The 19978-nt window shown below is 42.4% G+C and carries 16 protein-coding genes; 9 read left to right on the forward strand and 7 right to left on the reverse strand.

The window, feature by feature from the left end; all coding sequences use genetic code 11:
- Positions 1–2: 2 nt before the first annotated feature.
- Complete coding sequence (locus tag SJ2017_RS04295) at positions 3–827, reverse strand: cytochrome c3 family protein (RefSeq protein WP_055022551.1); 825 nt, start codon at positions 825–827, stop codon at positions 3–5.
- A 496-nt stretch (positions 828–1323) separates the two neighbouring features.
- On the opposite strand from SJ2017_RS04295, the gene SJ2017_RS04300 reads away from it, so the two are divergent.
- The 4 genes from SJ2017_RS04300 to SJ2017_RS04315 all read left to right on the forward strand — a co-directional run bounded on the left by SJ2017_RS04300 (position 1324) and on the right by SJ2017_RS04315 (position 3994).
- Positions 1324–2073 carry a winged helix-turn-helix domain-containing protein gene (locus SJ2017_RS04300; RefSeq protein WP_080914972.1) on the forward strand — a complete coding sequence of 250 codons (750 nt, stop codon included), beginning with the start codon at positions 1324–1326 and terminating at the stop codon, positions 2071–2073.
- Between the two features lie 63 nt (positions 2074–2136).
- Positions 2137–2655 (forward strand): hypothetical protein, encoded by a 519-nt coding sequence (locus SJ2017_RS04305; protein ID WP_055022549.1) that lies wholly within the window; start codon positions 2137–2139, stop codon positions 2653–2655.
- Between the two features lie 228 nt (positions 2656–2883).
- A complete protein-coding gene (locus tag SJ2017_RS04310; protein WP_055022548.1) occupies positions 2884–3132 on the forward strand; it encodes a DUF3297 family protein in 249 nt (82 codons plus the stop codon).
- 220 nt (positions 3133–3352) lie between these two features.
- Positions 3353–3994 (forward strand): LysE family translocator, encoded by a 642-nt coding sequence (locus tag SJ2017_RS04315; protein WP_174567603.1) that lies wholly within the window; start codon positions 3353–3355, stop codon positions 3992–3994.
- Positions 3995–4188: 194 nt separating this feature from the next.
- Here the strand turns inward: SJ2017_RS04315 and SJ2017_RS04320 are convergent, their stop codons facing one another.
- Positions 4189–5241, reverse strand: coding sequence for a flavin-containing monooxygenase (locus SJ2017_RS04320; RefSeq protein WP_055022546.1), 1053 nt, complete (start codon positions 5239–5241; stop codon positions 4189–4191).
- A gap of 180 nt (positions 5242–5421) precedes the next feature.
- Positions 5422–6030 (reverse strand): protein-disulfide isomerase, encoded by a 609-nt coding sequence (locus tag SJ2017_RS04325; RefSeq protein WP_080914974.1) that lies wholly within the window; start codon positions 6028–6030, stop codon positions 5422–5424.
- Positions 6031–6184: 154 nt separating this feature from the next.
- Between SJ2017_RS04325 and SJ2017_RS04330 the strand changes: the two genes are divergently transcribed.
- From SJ2017_RS04330 to SJ2017_RS04350, 5 genes are all read left to right on the forward strand, one after another.
- Positions 6185–7585: a TolC family protein gene (locus tag SJ2017_RS04330; protein WP_080914975.1), complete on the forward strand. Its 1401-nt coding sequence runs from the start codon at positions 6185–6187 to the stop codon at positions 7583–7585.
- The gene (locus SJ2017_RS04335) at positions 7582–8874 is read left to right on the forward strand and encodes an efflux RND transporter periplasmic adaptor subunit (RefSeq protein ID WP_080914976.1); all 1293 of its coding nucleotides are present in this window, start codon (positions 7582–7584) and stop codon (positions 8872–8874) included. The genes SJ2017_RS04330 and SJ2017_RS04335 overlap by 4 nt, the downstream gene beginning before the upstream one ends.
- A complete protein-coding gene (locus SJ2017_RS04340; RefSeq protein WP_080914977.1) occupies positions 8874–12068 on the forward strand; it encodes an efflux RND transporter permease subunit in 3195 nt (1064 codons plus the stop codon). The genes SJ2017_RS04335 and SJ2017_RS04340 overlap by 1 nt, the downstream gene beginning before the upstream one ends.
- Before the next feature lie 164 nt (positions 12069–12232).
- Positions 12233–12940, forward strand: coding sequence for a response regulator transcription factor (locus tag SJ2017_RS04345; protein ID WP_055022541.1), 708 nt, complete (start codon positions 12233–12235; stop codon positions 12938–12940).
- On the forward strand, positions 12937–14193 hold the full coding sequence (locus SJ2017_RS04350; protein ID WP_080914978.1) for a sensor histidine kinase: 1257 nt from the start codon (positions 12937–12939) through the stop codon (positions 14191–14193). Before SJ2017_RS04345 ends, SJ2017_RS04350 begins: the two co-directional genes overlap by 4 nt.
- A gap of 102 nt (positions 14194–14295) precedes the next feature.
- On the opposite strand, the gene SJ2017_RS04355 is transcribed toward SJ2017_RS04350, so the two are convergent.
- The 4 genes from SJ2017_RS04355 to SJ2017_RS04370 all read right to left on the reverse strand — a co-directional run bounded on the left by SJ2017_RS04355 (position 14296) and on the right by SJ2017_RS04370 (position 19844).
- On the reverse strand, positions 14296–16728 hold the full coding sequence (locus tag SJ2017_RS04355; protein WP_080914979.1) for a S8 family serine peptidase: 2433 nt from the start codon (positions 16726–16728) through the stop codon (positions 14296–14298).
- Between the two features lie 516 nt (positions 16729–17244).
- Positions 17245–17949, reverse strand: a complete 705-nt coding sequence (trmH, locus tag SJ2017_RS04360) for a tRNA (guanosine(18)-2'-O)-methyltransferase TrmH (protein WP_080914980.1) — start codon at positions 17947–17949, stop codon at positions 17245–17247.
- 207 nt (positions 17950–18156) lie between these two features.
- Positions 18157–18984 (reverse strand): mechanosensitive ion channel family protein, encoded by an 828-nt coding sequence (locus tag SJ2017_RS04365; protein WP_080914981.1) that lies wholly within the window; start codon positions 18982–18984, stop codon positions 18157–18159.
- 209 nt (positions 18985–19193) lie between these two features.
- Entirely contained in the window at positions 19194–19844 is a 651-nt protein-coding gene (locus tag SJ2017_RS04370; protein WP_055022534.1) for a DedA family protein, read from the reverse strand.
- Positions 19845–19978: the final 134 nt, after the last annotated feature.

Consider the following 19978-nt stretch of genomic DNA (forward strand, 5'->3'; position numbering starts at 1 on the left):
CCTTAATTGAAATGTCCGGTATGACAAGTTTCACACTCTAAATCGCCTTTAACACTCGCTGCTGAGCCCATAGTGTCACTTGTGCCGTGGCAAGATTGACAACTTGCTGTTGCTTCTGATGCCATAGATTCTGGTAATACGCCAATATCTTCTCCAGCGTATGCACGATTGAGCAAATCGACGATGTAGTAGGCCATGCTCGCTGATAGACGTTTACAACGTTCGCCTTTTTCAACAAAAGGTTTGCCGCCATTGATTGCTGACCAGTTACTGATTGATGAGTGACATAATGGACTGTTGGCGATAGAAGTAAGGCCGACTAACAGGCTTTTTTCCGCAGTTGATCCAATACCAGCAACAAACTCATCAGAAGAAAGTGGAAGATCTTCTCTTTCGTAATATCTAAATGATGCGCTGATGACCGCTGAATTTTGATCGTTAATATCATCAAGGATATTAATCAGCATCCCTGCGGCATTTAAGTTGCCGCAAATGGTGCCTTGACCAACAATACCTGCCCAGCCGTAACCAGCTAATGCTGTAGGGATTGAGGCAAAGTTAGCCGCATCTGCACTTGATGACTCTGCAAGTTTAGTAATAATGGCGTGAAAAACTTGATGCATACAGCCCCCACCTGTTTCGTAGGCGAGTTTTGCTGTGGCCATGGCATCTAATGGTACATACTTTAATTTATCACCGAGTTCTAAACGGAAATTTCCATCGGCATCAGTGGCAGCAAATGCTGAAGTACCCACTAAAGTAGCACCTGCTGCGACACTACTGATTCCAATAATTTGGGTTAAGGCTTGACGTCTAGTTATGCTCATAATAATCACCCTATTTGCTGTTTTCTTATTGATTAAGTTCAAGCTTGTCATGCTTGTTTTGTTGTTAATTGTTCATCTCTTCGAGTCAGTGCCTTACTGGCTTTTATCATCTTGGTAGGCGTTGCTCGATAGAGTTAATGTAAGCAATGTGCAGATAAATTTTGTGATGATTAGCCAATTAATGTGGAGGTAAGAAAAACGGCTTTTGGGAGCGTTAACTCCGTTACTCACTGATGATTTTTTGAGGCAACTTGCTACTTTTCGTGAGGGGGATCACGCTATTAATGAGATTAATCAAGATTAACGGCACTATTAACGGTTAATTGGTTTTATTTACATTATGAATTTAAGTGACTTGCCTCTCACTTTGTTGTGCAAAGGTAAATAAAAGCCCTTTAGCTTGTTACAAAAAGGCCACTAAATTAATCAGGATCACAGAAAAATTTATACTTTCTTTTTACACTGTATTTATAGAAGTGTGGTTGGGAAAAGATGAATGCATTTAGGGCATTGCCGGTTTAATAAAGCTAAGGGTGAGCTAACTAACCAACAGACAGGAGATGTGTGGCATCTTCCTCGAGCTGAACGACAAGTGTTGAGCTTATTGATTGATTATCAAGGGCAAGTTGTGGCTAAACCTTTGCTGAAAAAAGGGGACGAACAAGCGCCACCGTTAAGCGATGCGTCAGTCACTCATGCGATTTTCACGCTTAGAGCATTTTTAGGCCCGCAATATGAAACGCTAATAGAGACAGTCAAAGGGCAAGGGTATCTATTAAAACCTCACCGAAGTCGCAAACATCAATCTCAGCGCTTACCCACTAATGTGATCATCTTGGCGACATGCATTGGCATCTTTGTCATCGTCTCCATAATGACAACGATCATATTATGGGGACAGTTTTCGCAAACAGCGACATCGCCAGCGCAGCCGTTTAGTGAATCTACGGTGACATTGGCCTCAGGCAAAACTGTTGATGTGATTTTGTACTCATCATCGAAAACAAATAATGCCTTACTAAAAGAGCAGGGCGCCCAATTAGAGCAAAGTTTAGCTGAGTGTAAGCGGTCTTCATTGCAAAGTGTTTATTTGTCACTGTCACACGATGAGCAAGTACTTAATATTACGTTACGTGGTGAGCTTATTGGTCAATCTGTTATTCGTAACCTCAAAATAAGCGACCTGAGACAACCCAAAAAGTTTGTCAGCCAACAATGGCTAAAAGGGGTTGAGATTTGTGATTAACGTAATTGCCATGACTGACATTTATCGATTCATGGCTTGGCTTCAAGAGCAGGAGGGACACCAATGAGTTTTTCATGGCGTTGGTTATTAGGCTTGGTGGCAATATTACTCTTCACAACGGGGATCGCTGGCGGGTATCAATTGAATACAACTAGCCCAAGTTTTATGTTGAGTTGCAGTTCTGAGTTATACAATCGCAATAATGAAACACAAGACAGCAATCATTATCTTTTGGTGGATTTATTGTCAAAAGATGGTCAAGTACAAGTGCATTATCGCTATTTTAATATCGATGGCACCACTGCGGGCACTGTCTCTATGCAAGGCCAAGTAAATCATATAGATAATCAAAATCGGATTTATGATATTTCGGTGAATACTAAGCAAGAAAGCCCACTGGCTGAAGATCAGCAACCGCCAGAGCATTATCGTTATCTTTCCTACGTTAGTAACTTAAATTTAAGCCGAGACGGTATGCATAATCTGAGCTTACAAGTTCTTGAACAAGATGATGCCAAAGACTTTGCTGTAGTCTTATTTCAGCCAAGTAATACCGTCTGTGGTTGCCGCTTAGTCAATTAGCCAACAATACAGCACTGTCGTTGCTATTCCCTAGTGGGTTAGTCATTACTTACCTGTAAACGCCGGCTTGGCAATAATTGTGTTGTCGAATAGCAGAATGATACTTGAATATGGCGTTGTTAATGTCTCATTAACCGCAAATTGCGATACACCAAAAGATATATTCATTGAGCAAAGAGTTGGTATTGCCTACAATAGCACTAGATCTTATTACTACAGAGCATGACCATGAACGATACAACTTCACAACCCGCTTTACCTGATCGCTTATCTGTTAATCCACGCAGCCCACATCATGTTGAGGCGATTTTTCAATTTGATATTGGCATTAAGGTTAATGGCAAAGAACGTTTTGATGTTGAAGAATACTGTATCAGCGAAGGTTGGGTTAAAGTACCAGCTGGTAAAGCATTGGACCGTCGTGGCCAACCTTTACTTATGACTGTTAAAGGTACTGTGGAAGCGTTCTACCGTTAAATACCTTGGTATAACTTGCTTAAAAAAGGCTTAGTGATAATCACTAAGCCTTTTTTGGTTTACTAGGGGGTGTCTATGTTGAGTGTCACTTTGTAATGAGCACGTAGTTGGCGTAAACAAACTTTGCCGACCATAGCTCACATTTAAAAACAACATGACTTTTATTCATGTTGGATAGCTGTAAAATCCGCGCCTTGTTTAATTACTTATCTAATCAATCATGATCGACTTGGCTTTACTCCCTGTTTATTTAACCACTGTGGTCGCTTTATTGTTGATCCCTGGGCCTGACATGCTGCTGATTGCCAGCTCAAGTCTGAGTTATGGCCGAAAAGTTGGCGTATATGCAAGCTTTGGTAATGCAACTTCAGGGTTAATTTTAACCTTACTTGCAGCTATGGGTGTATCAGCATTAGTGGCGATGAACCCAATAGCGTTAGAAGTATTAAGAGTTCTGGGCGGCGCTTACTTATTAAAGATGGGGTGGGACTGCATGCGCAGCAGTGCAGCGGATGCACCTGAAATTGAGCAGCAAAATAACTTAGCCAAGTTACTATATCGCCGTGCGGTTTTTAGTAATCTACTTAATCCAAAAGCGCTGATCTTCTTTGTGCTGTTTTTACCTCAGTTTGTGTCTACTCAGCTTACAGCTAGCTCTGGCGAACAAATGCTAGTACTGGGGTTATTGCTTAATGTGATGGGGCTGTTGTTCAACTTACTGCTGGTGGCACTCGTTGGCAGCTTAGGTAAGCCATTACTTAAAAATGAAAAGTTTCGCACTTACCAAAACAAGTTTATGGGGTTAATATTTTTCGCGTTAGCGATTTGGCTGCTGGCTTCACAAGTGCAAAGCCTTAGCTAAACGATTTGGCTTGTCAATTAGTCGCTCCCAAGTTAACTAGAGACCGAGTTAAATAGAGCTCAAGTTAAGTCAGTTGAGTGAATTCAAGTAAAGCGGTTATTGCTGATAAGTCATCATAGAGGTTCAATAATAAAGCGAAATAAGGACTATCTTATTTCGCTTTATTTATGGGAAAGTCAGCAGCCAAGGTGATTTTACGCCGCTACCTTGTTGTTAGAAATGTATTTCATTAGGTAATCAGCATCCTTGTATACACCGCCAAGCGTAGCTGAACCTCGGGTGTAAAGCCAAGGTAGGCCGATGAAATATAAGCCCTCAACATCATTGCTGACGCCGCGATAATTACTGGGGTAATTCATTTCATCAAATGAGATACCATCAATCCAAAAGAAGTTAGGTTTAAAACCTGTAGCCCAGATAATGTTTTTAATCGTGCTGATGCTGCCTTTTTGAAACGTTATTGTCTCTTTTTCTGCTGATAAGGTTCGCCCCATGTGAATGACATTCTCTTTAGCGAGTAGGGACTTAACATCTGTACCAATAACGGGCTGAACCCCTTTACTTAACCATTGGCCAATTTTACTGTAGCGATTGACTGATAAAAATCCGATTTTAGTAAACCACCACCATAAGGTTTTACCCAAAAAAGTTTGCGGTATTGCCTTAATTTGATCGGTACCTGAAAAATATGCCGTTCGGCCGGTATCTGCAATTTCCGATAAAATTTGCACACCAGAATCACCCGCACCAACAACTAAACAATCACCGTCTTGAAGCTGTGAAGGATTTTTATAATTCTCGCTATGCAGTTGAGTTACCCCTTCAGCGATATCGACATGACATGGTGGCGTATAGGGCGTGTGAAAAGGCCCCGTGGCAATAATCACTTGTTTAGCTTTATATTTTGTAGTGGCACTGGTGATTTCAAAAATCCCATTTACTTTAGTGACGGCAGTGATTTTTTGATTAAACTCGATAGGGATAGTGTAGTGTTCTACATAGCTTTTCAAGTAGTCAGCGACTTCATATTTATTGGGGTAATAGCCCTTAGGGAAGGGGAATTTCATGCCGGGCAAATGGTTATATTCAGTAGGGGTAAACAGGGTTAACGAATCCCAACGTTTTAACCAAGGGGCACCAATACAATCATTAGCATCAAGAATCAGATAATCTTTATTTTGTTGGCTTAAATTGTAAGCCATAGATAGCCCAGATTGGCCAGCGCCAATGATGATAAATTCTTTCATGAAATCCAATCTACTGCGTTTTGATATTATTATGGGCGACATTCTAACAGAACCAGCCAGCGGTAATTGATTATTGGCTAAATCAATTGCCTCAGGCTGTGTAAACCTGTGCAGAAAGCCGGTGTTATCGGCATAAAAAAAACACGGTATAAACCGTGTTTTTTTTAATTGATATTGGCGTTATTTAAAAGCTGCAATTTCTTTTTTAACGGCATCAACAACGGCAAGTGGCGTGCTGATATATTTTGAGTGGTCAATGAAAATCGCGTTGTCACCAACTGTCATCACTAACGCAGGAAAGTTTGCAGTGCCTAACATCTGCTGAATTTCTGCAATCGCTTCAAGTACACATTCAGCATCGACACTTAGCTCATCTCTAAATATTTTGTTTGATGGAGACAGCTTATATTCGGCGACAATGTCCATAAAATCATGTTTGGTACCCAGTGGATTACCTTCAATAAAATGGGCTCTTTGCAATGCATTAAGTACAGGTAATTGCTTGTCGGCTTGTTTGCTTTGCAGCCAGCCCATTAAGTTTGCTGTTTTGACAGAATTTTTGGGACTATTCACATAACGAATGTGCTCACGACCAAATTTAAGGCCACTGGCTCTGGCTGCCGCTTCCATTTGCTCTTCGCCTGCACTGTCTTTGCCCATGTAATGTGCTGTGTGCAGCAGGTGTACCTTCATTTTAGGGTAGGCATCTTGTAAGGCATTCACAATCGGATTGGTAGCATAGCTCCAAGGGCAGTGTGAGTCGTAGATAAAATAAAGCTCGGTGGTCATGAGTTACTTCTTAAATGAATGTTGATAGCAAGATCCTAAATAGTTTGAAGTCATTATTCAATCCTTGTCGTGTGTTACTTAGAACTTATCGACGTTAACCCTGCCTTAACCCACACTTCATTATGCTTATCCCAATATTAGTGGGAGAGCATCAATGACGTTTCGACATTCCATCATTGCAATCGTGTTAACAAGCCTAGTCGGCTGCGCTGCCAATGACAGTGCAAACTTTGCGACTCAAGCATCAGACAATCGTACTCAAACTATTGAAAAGTTGATTAAAACAGTCAATGAAAGTACGGGGAGTCATGCGGGTGTGCAACATACAACTAACGCCAATGTGTTATTGACTGATTTAGTCTGTGTACCCGCATTGAATACCTACCTTGAGGCGGCGTTAAACCATAGTCCAAGCTTACAACAAAGCATCATTGCCCTTAAGATTGCTTATGCACAACAAGGGGTGACTTCTGCTAGTCGCTTGCCAAGCGTGAGTGCTGGATTTGATGCCCAAAACGCCGAAGACAGCGATGAATCTTATAGCGCTGATGTCACCGTCAGTTGGGAATTGGATATCTGGCAAAAGTTGGCTGATAGCTCCGCAGCAGCCACAAAAGATATTGCTGCGACTCAAGCCAGTTTAGATGCGGCTAAAAATCTGCTTGCAGCTAATATCATGCGAGGTTGGCTTGAGATCAGTGTTAACCAACAATTATTAGATATTGAACAGCGCCGTTTAGCCATCCTTGCGCAAAATGAAACCTTAGTGCTTGAACGTTACCAAGCTGGCCTAGGCTCATTAGAAGAGTTGGATAATGCTAAAACGAGTACAGCTTCAACTCGCGCTACAGTGGTTCAATACCAAGAGAGTGTCGCCCAAAGCAAGCGAAGCTTGATGTTACTCACTGGTCAGTGGCAGCCAGAAAGTGAGATGCCAGCGCTTGATGTTGTCAGTGAGTTTCCCCATGTCATTAACCCGCTCGATGCTGTGCCTGTGCAAAATATGGCAGGCCGCCCCGATTTACAACAAGCCTTCTTTAATATTGAAGCTGAAGCATTGCGCACTGACGCAGCTTATAAAGCAATGTTGCCTTCATTTAGCTTGTCGGCAAGTTTAACTGATATTGCTCAAACCCCAAGTGAAGCATTACTGACTAACCCACTTTGGAGTGTGTTAGGGCAAATGTCGGCACCGTTATTTCAAGGTGGTGAACTTAAATCACAAGCTGAAATAGCGCAACTGACGACAGAGCAAAGCTTTTGGGCTTATCAAGAAACCCTGTTGACTGCAGTTAACGAAGTTGAGAATACGATTGGCCAAGAAAGCGCTTTAACCTTGCAGCAAAGCCATCTTGACGATGCGTTTTTAAGTGCACAGCGCAGCATCGTCAGTTACCAGCAAAAGTATCGCCAAGGTTTAGTCGACATATTGGATTTATTGACTGTTCAGCAACAGGCATTCGATGTCGAAGCGCAATTAACTAACACCACTTATCAAAGATTATTAAACCGAATTGAATTAGGTCTAGCACTAGGTTTAGGAGTATCAGCATGAAGCAAATCATTACCCGTAAATTAAAAAAGAATGCCTTAACGATTGCGATCACTTTAGCTGCTGCTGGTTCAATATTTGTCGTCGCGGCTTATAACGGCAGTCAAATGGGACCGGGACCTGGTGAGAAAGGGAAGGGGCCAGCGGCATCGACTCAAGCGCACCAACCTGAGCGCCCTGAAGGTAAACCCGCTTCATCGTCGAATACCACCTTGTTATCGCAAGTGGCGGTACAGCTGACGGCTGTGGAGTCTTATCAGGCGCAAGTCACCGGATATGGCGAAACCAAACCACGCTTTGAGCTGACCTATACCAGTGAAATCAGTGGTCGAATTACATGGTTAGCTGACAGCTTTGAGTCTGGTCGAGTTGTCAAAAAAGGCGAACTGTTAGCAAGATTAGATGACACCAGCTTTCAGCAAGCTGTGTCACAGGCTAAAGCCGATGTCGCAACAGCAAGACTTGCACTTCTAGAAGAGCAACGTGAAGGCGAACAGGCAAGAAGTGAGTGGCAACGCTCAGGGTTAAGTGGAGAACCTAGTTCACCGTTAGTGCTTAGAGAGCCGCAACTGGCAAGCGCTGAAGCTGCGTTAGAGAATGCGCAAAAATCGTTAGAAAAAGCTGAGCGTGATCTTCACTATACAGAAATAAAAGCCCCGTTTGATGGGGTGATTGTCAGCCGTAATGTGCAATTAGGCAGCTTTATTAATGTCGGTGGTGAAGTCGCAATGTTGTATAGCGTTGACCGCATAGAGATTGAGATCCCGTTATCCGAAAAGCAATGGGCTAACTTACCGCAAGCTGTAATGAATGCGGGTAATGGCACTGATGCTGCCACTGCTAATACTGATAGTGCGCAGCAATGGCACGCAACAATAAAAGCAACAGGCAGCGACACCACACAAGGGCAACAGTGGTCTGCCTATGTTGAACGTACTCATCAATATGTTGCCAAGGACACACGTCAACGTTCATTAGTGTTAGTGGTCGAAAAACCACTTGAGCAAGGTGCGCCGCTTTATCCTGGCACCTTTGTTGAAGCAACCATTGAAGGGATGACACTAGATTATCTATGGGAGCTGCCTTCATCAGCTCGTTCACAGCAAGGAGAAATTTGGACGGTTGATGCCCAAGGATTATTGCAAAAATCAACAGCACATACCTTGTTCGAGCGCCAGAATAAAATCTATGTCACTCCAACAGAAGAGGCCGAATTAGCCCAAGTGGTTAAGCGTCCACTAAGCAACTTTAAAGCGGGTATGAAAGTTGTACCAACAACTGAGGAGCTATAATGAGTCAGCATGTAAATGCCAAAGCGTCATTGCCATCAGGCATTATTTCTTGGTTCGCTCAAAACTCAGTAGCGGCAAACTTATTAATGATGGGCGTGATCATTGTCGGCCTGTTTTCATTCAATGATATTCGCAAAGAAGCTTTTCCAAGCCTTGAACCAGACTTAGTCACAGTATCGGTGAGTTACGACAGTGGTGACCCTATTCGTGCTGAAGAAAGTATCGCGATGAAGATTGAAGAAGCGCTTGAAACCGTTTCAGGTGTTAAGCGTATTACTTCAACTTCTAATGCATCAGGCAGTAATGTTTCAATCGAAAAAGAAACTAACTATGACCTAGATACGTTGCTAACTGACGTGAAAACCAAAGTTGATGCGATCAATAACTTACCAACCGATGCTGACAATCCGGTTATTGATAAAGCCCGTCGCCAAGAGCATGCCATATGGGTGCAACTATACGGTGATGCTGACCGCAAAACCCTACAAGATTTAGCAGAGCAGCTTAAATCAGATTTGTTAAGTCAAAGTGCTATTCGTGACTTATCGATTAGCGCCAAACTTGATCCAATGATTTCAGTTGAGGTTAATGAGGTCAAACTACAGGCATATGGCCTGACTTTGACCGATGTCTCTAATGCTATTAATGCTGAGTCATCAAGCAGTATCGTGACCAGTTTACGTAATGCCGATAAAACCGTGCGCCTAAAAGTGTCTGAGCAAGCTTATGAAGTTGAAGACTTTAAAAATATCTCAGTATTAACCTATGCCGATGGCAGTCATATTCTACTGTCTGACATTGCCGTGGTTACCGATACGTTTGAAGAAGATACATTCAGTTTATCTCGTTATAACCAACAAAACGCGATGGGTATTCAGGTCGTCATGGATGAATACAGTGATGTGGTTGATATCGTTGCACAAGCAAAACAGGTTATCGAAACATGGCGTAGCAGCAACCTATTACCTGAAAATGTTGAGATTGAAAGTTGGTATGACAAGAGTGATCTGATCACTGAACGGTTATCGCTGTTAGCGAAAAATGCATTAAGTGGTATTGCGTTAGTCTTTATCATTTTGGCGTTATTCTTAAATATCCGTGTCGCATTTTGGGTGGCAGCCAGCTTACCGTTTGTCTTCAGCGGCACGTTATTTTTTATGACGGACACCTTTGCTGGGTTTACCTTAAATGAAATGACTACCTTTGGTTTTATCATGGCCCTTGGGATCGTGGTTGATGATGCGGTAGTGATTGGTGAAAGTATCTATACCACACGTAAGCAACAAGGCGACTCAATCCGAAGCACTATTATCGGTACCCATAAAGTTGCCGCACCGACGATTTTTGGGGTACTCACAACGGTTGTGGCCTTTATGTCGATAGCCGCAATTGAAGGTAAGCTAGGGGAAATTTACGCACAGTTTGGCACGATTGTGACCATCTGTTTGTTGCTGTCTTTGGTGGAATCTAAATTGATTTTGCCTGCCCATTTAGCGCATGTGAATACACAGCGCAGTGATAAAAAAACGTTTTGGAATACGATTCAACAAGGCGCTGATAATAGCCTAGATTGGTTTAACAACCATGTTTATAAAAAGGTCATTAGCCAAGCCCTTAAGTTGCGTTATGCGGTTGTGATGGTATTTATCGCACTGTTTTTGTTAGTGATTGGTATGCCATTTACCGGTGGCGTTCGCGTGGCCTTTTTCCCTGAAATTGCAGGCGATACAGTGCGAGCTGAAATACGCATGGTTAACGACAGTAGCTACGGCCAAACTCAAACCAATTTGATGACACTGGAAGCCAATGCCATTGAGCTTGATAAAACCTTGCGTTTAGCCGCAGGCGAGACGGAGTTTTCAAGTGATTTTGGTGCTGATTCACACTCTGATATTAGCAGCATTCAGGTTACCGCTAGCGCCGATAAGTCAGGTTCGGTGATCATCGAATTAGACAGTGATGCCGCTTATACCGCGCGTGATTTTGCCAATGCATGGTCAGATATGTCATCGCAAATGGAAGGGGTAAGTAAGCTTAAAGTATTGTCGATGAAGGAAATGGTCGATAACTTTAAAGTTGAGCTTAAAGCCAATGATGATGGCTTATTAACTGAAGCGGCCAATAAACTTAAGCAAAAACTGCAAACCATAGACGGCGTGAGTGGCATCGATGATAACCTTGACTTAGGTGAGCCGCAGTACCGTTTTGAGTTAACACCTCAAGGGCGCGCTTTAGGGATGGATACCGCTGACTTAGCCAAGCAAGTATTGCAAGCGTTTGGTGGTGATATTGTCCAGCGTTTTCAACGTGGTAAAGATGAAGTGAAAGTGCGTGTTCGTTACCCTGAGGAAAATCGTCAGACGTTTGCTGATGTCACGACAGCCAATGTCAGAACCGCTGATGGTACTGTTGTGCCGCTAATTTCGGTCGCCAACGTTTACTCTGATTATCAGCAGTCAGAAATCACCCGTATTGATAATCAGCGCGCGGTATACATTACCGCTGTGGTTGATAAAGAAGTGATTGCGTCCAATGAGTTGGTCACGCAATTGCAGCAAAGCATGGTGCCACAATTAAACGCTGACTACCCAACGGTAAAAATTGACTTTACAGGTGAAGCTGAGCAGCAAAAAGAGTCCACAGACTCAATGCAAGCGACCTTTGTATTAGCGCTAATATTAATTTTTGCGCTGTTGGCGATACCGCTTAAATCGTACGTGCAGCCAATGATCATTATGATAGCGATTCCATTTGGTATTGTGGGGGCGATTTTAGGGCACTGGTGGAATGATTTAACTATCAGTATCTTATCGCTAAATGGTATTTTGGCGTTAAGTGGCGTGGTGGTGAATGACAGTCTACTACTAGTATCACGTTTTAATGAGTTAGTACGTGAGAAGTCGATGCCGATTGGCGATGCTATTGAGCAAGCTTGTACAGGACGTTTACGTGCTGTGTTACTGACCTCGATTACCACATTTGCAGGTCTTGCTCCGCTATTAAGTGAAACCTCAATGCAAGCGCAGTTCTTAATTCCTGCAGCAGCGGCATTAGGTTACGGTATCCTATTTGCTACAGTGATAACCTTAGTATTAACACCGTCGTTGCTGATGATTCAAGCCGATGCTGAAAGCGGCATTAAAAGGTTAAAGCAACGTTTGTTTGGCTCAGCTAACACTTTGCAAACGCAATGATAGCAGAATGAAATGTAACGCATCGTTCGATTCAGTTAGACTGAGTATATGATCTTATTGCTCAGTGAATGATGCTCGTTTTGTGCAGCGTAACGGCTATTGAATACACAATTATACGCGGGCGATAAAGCTTCGCACTGATATGGAATCTAAGAGGGAAAACAATGTCTGATCATTTGCAGTTACTTCTGGTTGAAGATGATATTGACCTAGCAACAGCGATTATTGATTACCTTGAACTGGAAGATATTCAGTGCGATCACGCAGCCAATGGCGCTGTCGGCGTTAATTTAATTGAAACCAATCAATATGATGTTGTGGTGTTGGATTTAAACCTGCCGAAAATGAATGGCCTTGAAGTGTGTGAACGTATACGCGCTCAAGGCATTGATGTACCAGTGCTAATGCTTACCGCCCGAGATACCTTAGATGATAAGTTAGTTGGCTTTTCAAAAGGGGCAGATGATTACCTCATTAAACCCTTTGCGATGGAAGAGTTAATTGTACGATCGCAAGTGCTATCACGCAGACGCAGCGGCGAGGTAAGTAAACTTATGGTAGCGGATTTAGCATTAGATCTGCACAGCAAAACGGCTACACGAAAACAGCAGCCGCTTAAATTGTCACCCACAGCGACTAAAATACTTGAGTGTTTATTACGAGAAAGTCCTAAAGTTGTTTCACGAGAAAAGCTCATGCAAAGTGTGTGGGGAGATGAGCAGCCAGACAGTAATAGTCTTAAAGTGCACATGTTTAACTTACGTAAAGCCGTAGATGGAAACTGCGAAGAAGCGCATAAGTTAATTCATACGATAACAGGCCAAGGCTTTGTTCTTAAAGTTGAATCTGAAAAGAGTGTGCCCACATCATGAAGATAAGACCCAGCATAAAAATATACTTTTTACTTGCCATGTTACTCACTGGCACTGTTATCGTTGTCGGCATGTCAGCTGTTGCGGTCAGTTATTTTTTTTCTGGGTTAGATGTTGCGATGACGAACTTTGTTCGCTCTCAAGCGAATGAAATAACATTAGAGGGCGACAAGCCCTTAACGATAGGGGAACTTACCGTCGCGACTCGTTGGGAGTCATTGCCCCAAGTGATCCAAGATAACATTGATGTTAATGACCTAGAGCCTAATCAGTTAACCAAAAAAATCGATGGGTTACCGATAATCGATCAACCCAAAAGAGCCTTGTTTGCAATGAAGGTTATATCTGGCGATACAGTGCGTTATGCCTCTGTCATGCTAGATAAGAAAGACAAACAAAAGCGCAGTAATAAACCACCGCAATTTATCTATATTTTACTTGTCGGACTGATTGCGATTATGTTGTTTTCATTAGTGCTTTTTTTAGTACTGCGCAAAGTCGCCAATCCCGTTGAACAGTTAAAAGAGTGGGCTAAATCGCTTGATAAAGACAAGCTAACTCAGCCTCGTCCTAATTTTCATTACAGTGAACTAAACACGTTAGCTGATATAGTACAGTCAAGTTTAAGCTCTGTGCAGGAAACCTTAGGCAGAGAAAAACGCTTTTTAGGCTATGCAAGCCATGAGCTGCGCACTCCTATTGCCGTTTCTCGTACCAATGCTGAGCTATTACGTAAAATGATAACGAAGCAATTGCCCGCAGAAAAACAGCTGGCTGTGCTTGATAGAATAGAGCGAGCAGGGCTAACAATGACTGATTTAACTGAAACCTTATTGTGGTTAAACCGTCAAGAAGGCAAGTCATTACCGACCAGTGATGTGGCCGTTGGCGCGTTAGTCGAAGCGATTACAGCAGAGTTACATTATCTTTTACAAGGTAAAACGGTAGAAGTCACTTTGAGTACAGACGATACTGAATTAACCATGTCTGAAGGCTTATATCGGATCATTATTACTAACCTTATTCGTAATGCATTTCAGCATACTTTTAACGGCAAGGTGGTGATTGAGCAGTTAAACGATCACTTATCGATTACCAATTATAACCTTGACCCTGATGATCAAAATCAAGCGGATGATTTGGGCTTTGGATTAGGGTTAGAGTTAACTGAAAAATTAGTGAATCAATATGGATGGCATTATCAAGTGACAGAAGTCGAAGGCGGCCGCAAGGTTGAACTTAACTGTAAGTGATTGATAAAAAATGCCTGCCAGAGGGGAGCTGGCAGGCATAAGAAAGATATAGTGCTACAGCAACATAGGCGCTATAACTTGCCCATTACGGACAGGGTCGAGTTATTGAAAACTTAATTCCCAAGCGTTTATTGTTCCAGTATCTCGTCGTGCACTATCAACCGCTTTTAGCGTCCAATTTCCAGATGACTCAACACCTGACATATCAACCGTATAGGTGTTAACAATGTCATTGGCACTGCCGCCACTGTTGTCATGCAATACAGCAACTTGACCAGTAGGGCTATATAGCTCGACTTTTAAATCACCGATGTAAGTATGACTAATATTGACGCTGACGGTGATTTCACCTGAGTCACCCGTGCGTGTTGCAGATAAGGTGCTACTAGCGCCTACACTGCTGTTATCAGGAATGTTATAGCTAGTATTGTTTGAGTAAGTTGCAGCGCCGCCGGTGCCGCCACTGCCACCGCCAGTCGAATCAGTGTAGTTAGCCACTAAACTCACGCCACTAAATGCACTATAACCTCGCACCATGACATGGTATGTACCCGTTTGCGCTGAAGCGATAGGACAAGATTCAGCATTTCCGCCTTTCCAAGGACGACAGTCATAGCTGCTGGTGGTTGGTGCTGCGCCATATTGCACGTATAAATCAGCGTCACCGCTACCGCCGCTCATAGTAAAGCTTAAGTCTGTAGCACCTGCTGGTACATCAATTGTGTAAAATAACTCATCACCTGTCGCGCCACTTAAATTAGATTTAGCCACACCATTGACCAGCTCATTATCACCGACACCTGTGCCAGGATCTGTTGGTCCATTACAAGAAGCATCCAAATAAGCTTTAGCTGCTTGGGCATCAACCAAACCATAACCGGTTCGGTTATCACGACCTGCAACATCTAAGTCTTCAGCTGTTGCATTAAGCGCAGCACGTACTTGGGCCGCACTACATTCTGGGTGATGACTCCAAACTAAAGTAGCGACACCTGATACATGTGGTGTGGCCATAGATGTACCATTGTAGTACTCGTAATCTTCATTATCGGTATTGCTGACAGTTGCAGTCGCGCCGATTTGATTTCGCAGTGCCAGACCTGTAGCGCGATCGACTGAGACAGATACAATAGGGGCTTCATTATTACTGTCGACTAAAAATGGGTTTTGTAGTCCTGGTAAGGCGGTATTACTGTAGACAATTGACGCGCTAGCACCTGCGGCTTCACAAGCTTTAACAGCGTTAATATCAGGGTAACTTGTCCCTTGGTTGCCAATACGTTCAACTAAACAAATTTTATTGTTCATGTTGCCACAGTTAAAACTACTGCCGTTAACGGTACATTCTGCCAACTCACCCGTTGCAGAGCCGATAAAAGGAGTACTGACATGGTTTGAACCAGAAAGTACATAGCGATTATGCGGCACAACGCCATTATCAAAATACGATTGACCGTTAATAGTAATATCGGCTAAACGACCTTCGCCTCGGGTCACCGTTGATAAAATTGCTTCACCAGGACCTGAGATTTCGACTTGCGCAGTGAACTGCGAAAATGCCGCATGGTCTTTATTGCTATCGACCGCCGCTACTGACATGACAGAGTCATAAGATGCTGGGTAGCTCAGAGTTGAATTACCATCATTACCTGCAGCTGCAATCAATAACACACCGTTATTTTCATGGGCAGCGAGCGCATTTCTCTCTGTGTTACTAGAGCCTGAACCACCTAAACTCATGGTGACAACATCAGCGTTGTTATTCACACAAGTATCGACAGCTGCGACTAGATCGGATGAATAACCCCAACCAGAAGCATTAAACACTTTAATCACATGGATGTTCGCGTTTTGATTTGGCATAACACCAACAACACCTTCATTGTTAGCGATAGCTGCAATGGTACCTGCAACGTGAGTACCGTGGGCATTTCCAGCTCCTGGCTCATACCAATTGTTAGTGCCAGAGTTATTGGTGCCAGTGACATTGTTGGCGTTTAAGTCGTTATGACCCAAGTCGTATCCAGAATCAATAATACAGATTGTACGATTGCCCGCTTGGCTATCACTGACAGCTGTTGCGCCGACATAAGTCTGACCCCAAGGAGTGCTTTCACTTAATAATCGACGTGGTACATCTTCTTCAACGTAATCAACATCGGCACGATATCTCAGTGCTTGTAGGTTTTTACTATCGAGCTTAACGCTATAGCTATTACTGCGCCCAATTCGCTTCATTTCTTTCGCTGAAACACTGTTCATGGCGCGAAAATGAGAAAAGACTTCATTGCTTCTAGGTTCGTATTGGGCATCACTTATGGCATCGGAGGATGCAGATGTTGAAAAGCCAGCTGCTGCAGCATTGGCATTTTTAAATTTAACGATATAACGCTTTGGCAGTGGGTTTTGTTGGTCGAGCTGAGGTGAATTACTATTCACATTTGGTGTAAAAACAGGTGCTGCGTTGATGCTGGCAGAGATCGAAAGTGCCAACACAGACAGTCCTAGCACTGTTGTGGCTTTATTTTTTGTCATAACTATCTTCCATGTTATTCAGAGTAAAAAATTGTTTATTATAATTTTTACAGCGAAAAAATCTGTTTTAGCTCGCTGCGACGATCAATGTATCTTTAGTTGTTACAGTTGTAAAATAAATGTAAATAAAGTTGAGTGAAGGAGTCGTGCTCGATGAAATGAATTTTTGATGAATAAATATTCAAATTGAGATGAGGTTTATTGTTCTGTTTTGCGAAGTGTGTGATTTAATATTCAGTGATATGCAGTTTTTATTTGAAAAAGGGGAGCGGGTTTAGATATTGAGTTAAAGTCAATATAACTGTCTAACCATATGATTTATTTAGTTTATATTTTTTGTAAATTATTTTTGTAAATTATTTTTAAATTGGCCGTCGCAATAGCGTTATTTTGCTTAGGTAATCAAGAGGGCATTCAACTTTGGCGTATATCGGTTTTGCTCAACATCCGCTCCGGCAAATACATGGCAGAGCGGCGCTGTTGAGTTAACGTGATGAAGCTAATACGAGTAATAATTTACTCATCCAATGCTTCATTTTGATCGGGAGCGCGCATGCGATCCCACCAGTCATCATCAGCACTGATTTGTCCTAATTCATCTATCGCTGGGTAAGGAATATTCTTTCTTCGACAGGCTTTAGCGTAAACAGGGTGACCTTGCTCAAATAACTTAGTTTGGCAATATTCATGGTCTAATTGCCTGTTATTATACAGTCCAGCCTCTTGGCGTTGACGCTGCGCCTCATACATGATCAAAGCACCAGCAACAGAGACATTCAGTGATTGCACCATGCCTACCATAGGAATAATGATATGCTGATCGGCGGAGTCAATTGCTTCTTGGCTAACACCATCTCGTTCGTTACCCAGTACAATTACCGTCGGTTTAGTGTAATCAATCTCACGAAAATCCACGGCAGTGTCTGAAAATGTCGTCGCTAATACCTGCATTCCCTGTGCTCTAAACTGCTGATACGCATCTTGATAAGTTACATGCTTAATCGTGTTAACCCAGCGGTGACTACCTGAGGATGTATTACCCGACACCCATAATGAATCTTCTGGCATGACAGCATGAATTTGATGAATACCTACGCTATCGGCAGTGCGGACTGTAGCAGCGATATTATTGGTTTTATGAACCTTATCGAGACACACAGTGAGGTCGACTTGGCGGTTATCAAGCATTTCATTGATGCGGGCTAAACGTTCTGGCGTCATGGGGTTATTTCTACTTCTTTGAATAATAGGATGAATCGTTATCACGATTTTTTGCGCAGGGATTATAACGTTAAAACGGCGATAAACTCGACTGAAATGTGCTTTAAGCGAAGGATTGAGGCTCAAGGGGTAACAATAGCAAGTTATGATAAATAGAAAACGAGCAAGGCTATAGGCGCTTGCTCGTTAATGATAATCGCTAATTGACTATTTTTCTTTCTCAATAATGACTTTTCTGTGTGGGAAAGGAATTTCGATTCCCGCTTCATCGAGGGCTTTTTTAACCTGCTCAGGGATCGAGTACAAGATGTCAAAGTAGTGTTCACCATGACAAAATGGCCTTACGAGAAAATCCACTGAACTGTTATTGAGGGTTTCAACTTCAACAAAAGGAGCTGGGTCTTGTAACACATGAGGATGAGCGGCAAGCACTGTATCAATCACTTTTCTTACTTCATCGGTATTCTCTTTGTAAGCCACGCCAAAATGCATATCAACACCACGAATATCATGGAAGGAATGATTAACAATTTGCGCGCCCCAAATTTGGCTGTTAGGAACAATAATATGCTGATTATCGAAGGTTTTAAGAATGGTTGTGAATAAATCAATTTCTTGAACATTACCGAATCGATCGGCTGCACTAATAAAGTCGCCCACTTTATAAGGGCGGAATAATAACAGCATAACGCCGGCAGCTAAGTTAGACAGCGTCCCTTGCAGTGCTAAGCCAACTGCTAAGCCTGCTGCACCTAATAAAGCAACAATGGATGCGGTTTGTACCCCAAAGCGGTTTAATACGGCAATGGCCACAAATGCAAGAATGACATACTTAGCGACACTGCCTAAAAAACGAAATAGGGTGTTGTCGAGTTTATCGTAGCTCTCACCAATTTTATTAATAATTGCGCTTGCTTTGTTAGCGACATATAGGCCAACGATGAGTATAAGCGCAGCGAGTAATACATTGATCCCGCCATCGATGATGATGGGCAAATATTGATTAATATCGATTTGACTCACATAGTCTTGCATTTAATGCCTCCTGCATAAAAGGGATACTTACCTTAGATTCAACAAATATGCGGTATTGGATTGAACATAACTGAGCTGCTAGTTAGGCAAGTTATTTCAAGCTAATGACTTGATATTATTGATATCAAATGAAGCTTAGCACAACCCTGTGCTATATGTGATGACAAGCGCTTTACGCTAATACTTTTGCTTTAGACAATCAGTAGAAATCATTGATTATGACTTTTAGACTTTTTTGAAAAACGAAACACCATGGCAGCAGTAGCTGATAGCATTAAGCTCATACTCACCACTAAAAATGCTTTATTTAAGGTTTCTTGATAGTCACTTAACAGGGGGTTATTCATTACCCATTGACCGATAAATAACAGGGTTGTGGTCCATATCAGTGCACTGGTAACGCTCATTAATACAGTGCGCTTAACGCCAAGCTTTCTGATCCCCATTAGCATTGGAGTGAGTACCCGCACAAAAGGTATAAACCGTGAAAAAAACAGTGCGAGGAAGCCATACTTCTCGAGTAAATCAGATGCCCGCTGTAAGGTATTGTCTGGTAGTCCTTTCTCGATTTTGTTGACCATAGGGTGGTGTGACAGCCATCGTCCTTGCATATAGGCAATAAAGGAGCCTAGACCCGCAGCAACGGTCAGTAATGCGATGGCCAATTGCAGCTCAACAACACCTAAACCGACTAAGCCGCCAACAAATAGCACTAGACCATCACCGGGAAGGGGTAAGAATACAAAGCTTGATTCTAGAAATAAGATTAACGCTAATATCAACATTAAGTGATATATCGAAACAGTTTCCATTAGAGCATCAAAATCTTGATGCCAAATTGAAAGCAGTACATCAAACATTAACTATCCTTAAATTATATTTAAGCCAAGCAAATAAATAGTGAAGATATTGGCATATTAGGGAAAATATTAATTGTCTAGGGTATCACTCAATATCGTTTTTTTTATATTAAATAACGGTCATCTTTATACAG

The sequence above is a fragment of the Shewanella japonica genome, assembly GCF_002075795.1.
Lineage (GTDB): Bacteria > Pseudomonadota > Gammaproteobacteria > Enterobacterales > Shewanellaceae > Shewanella > Shewanella japonica.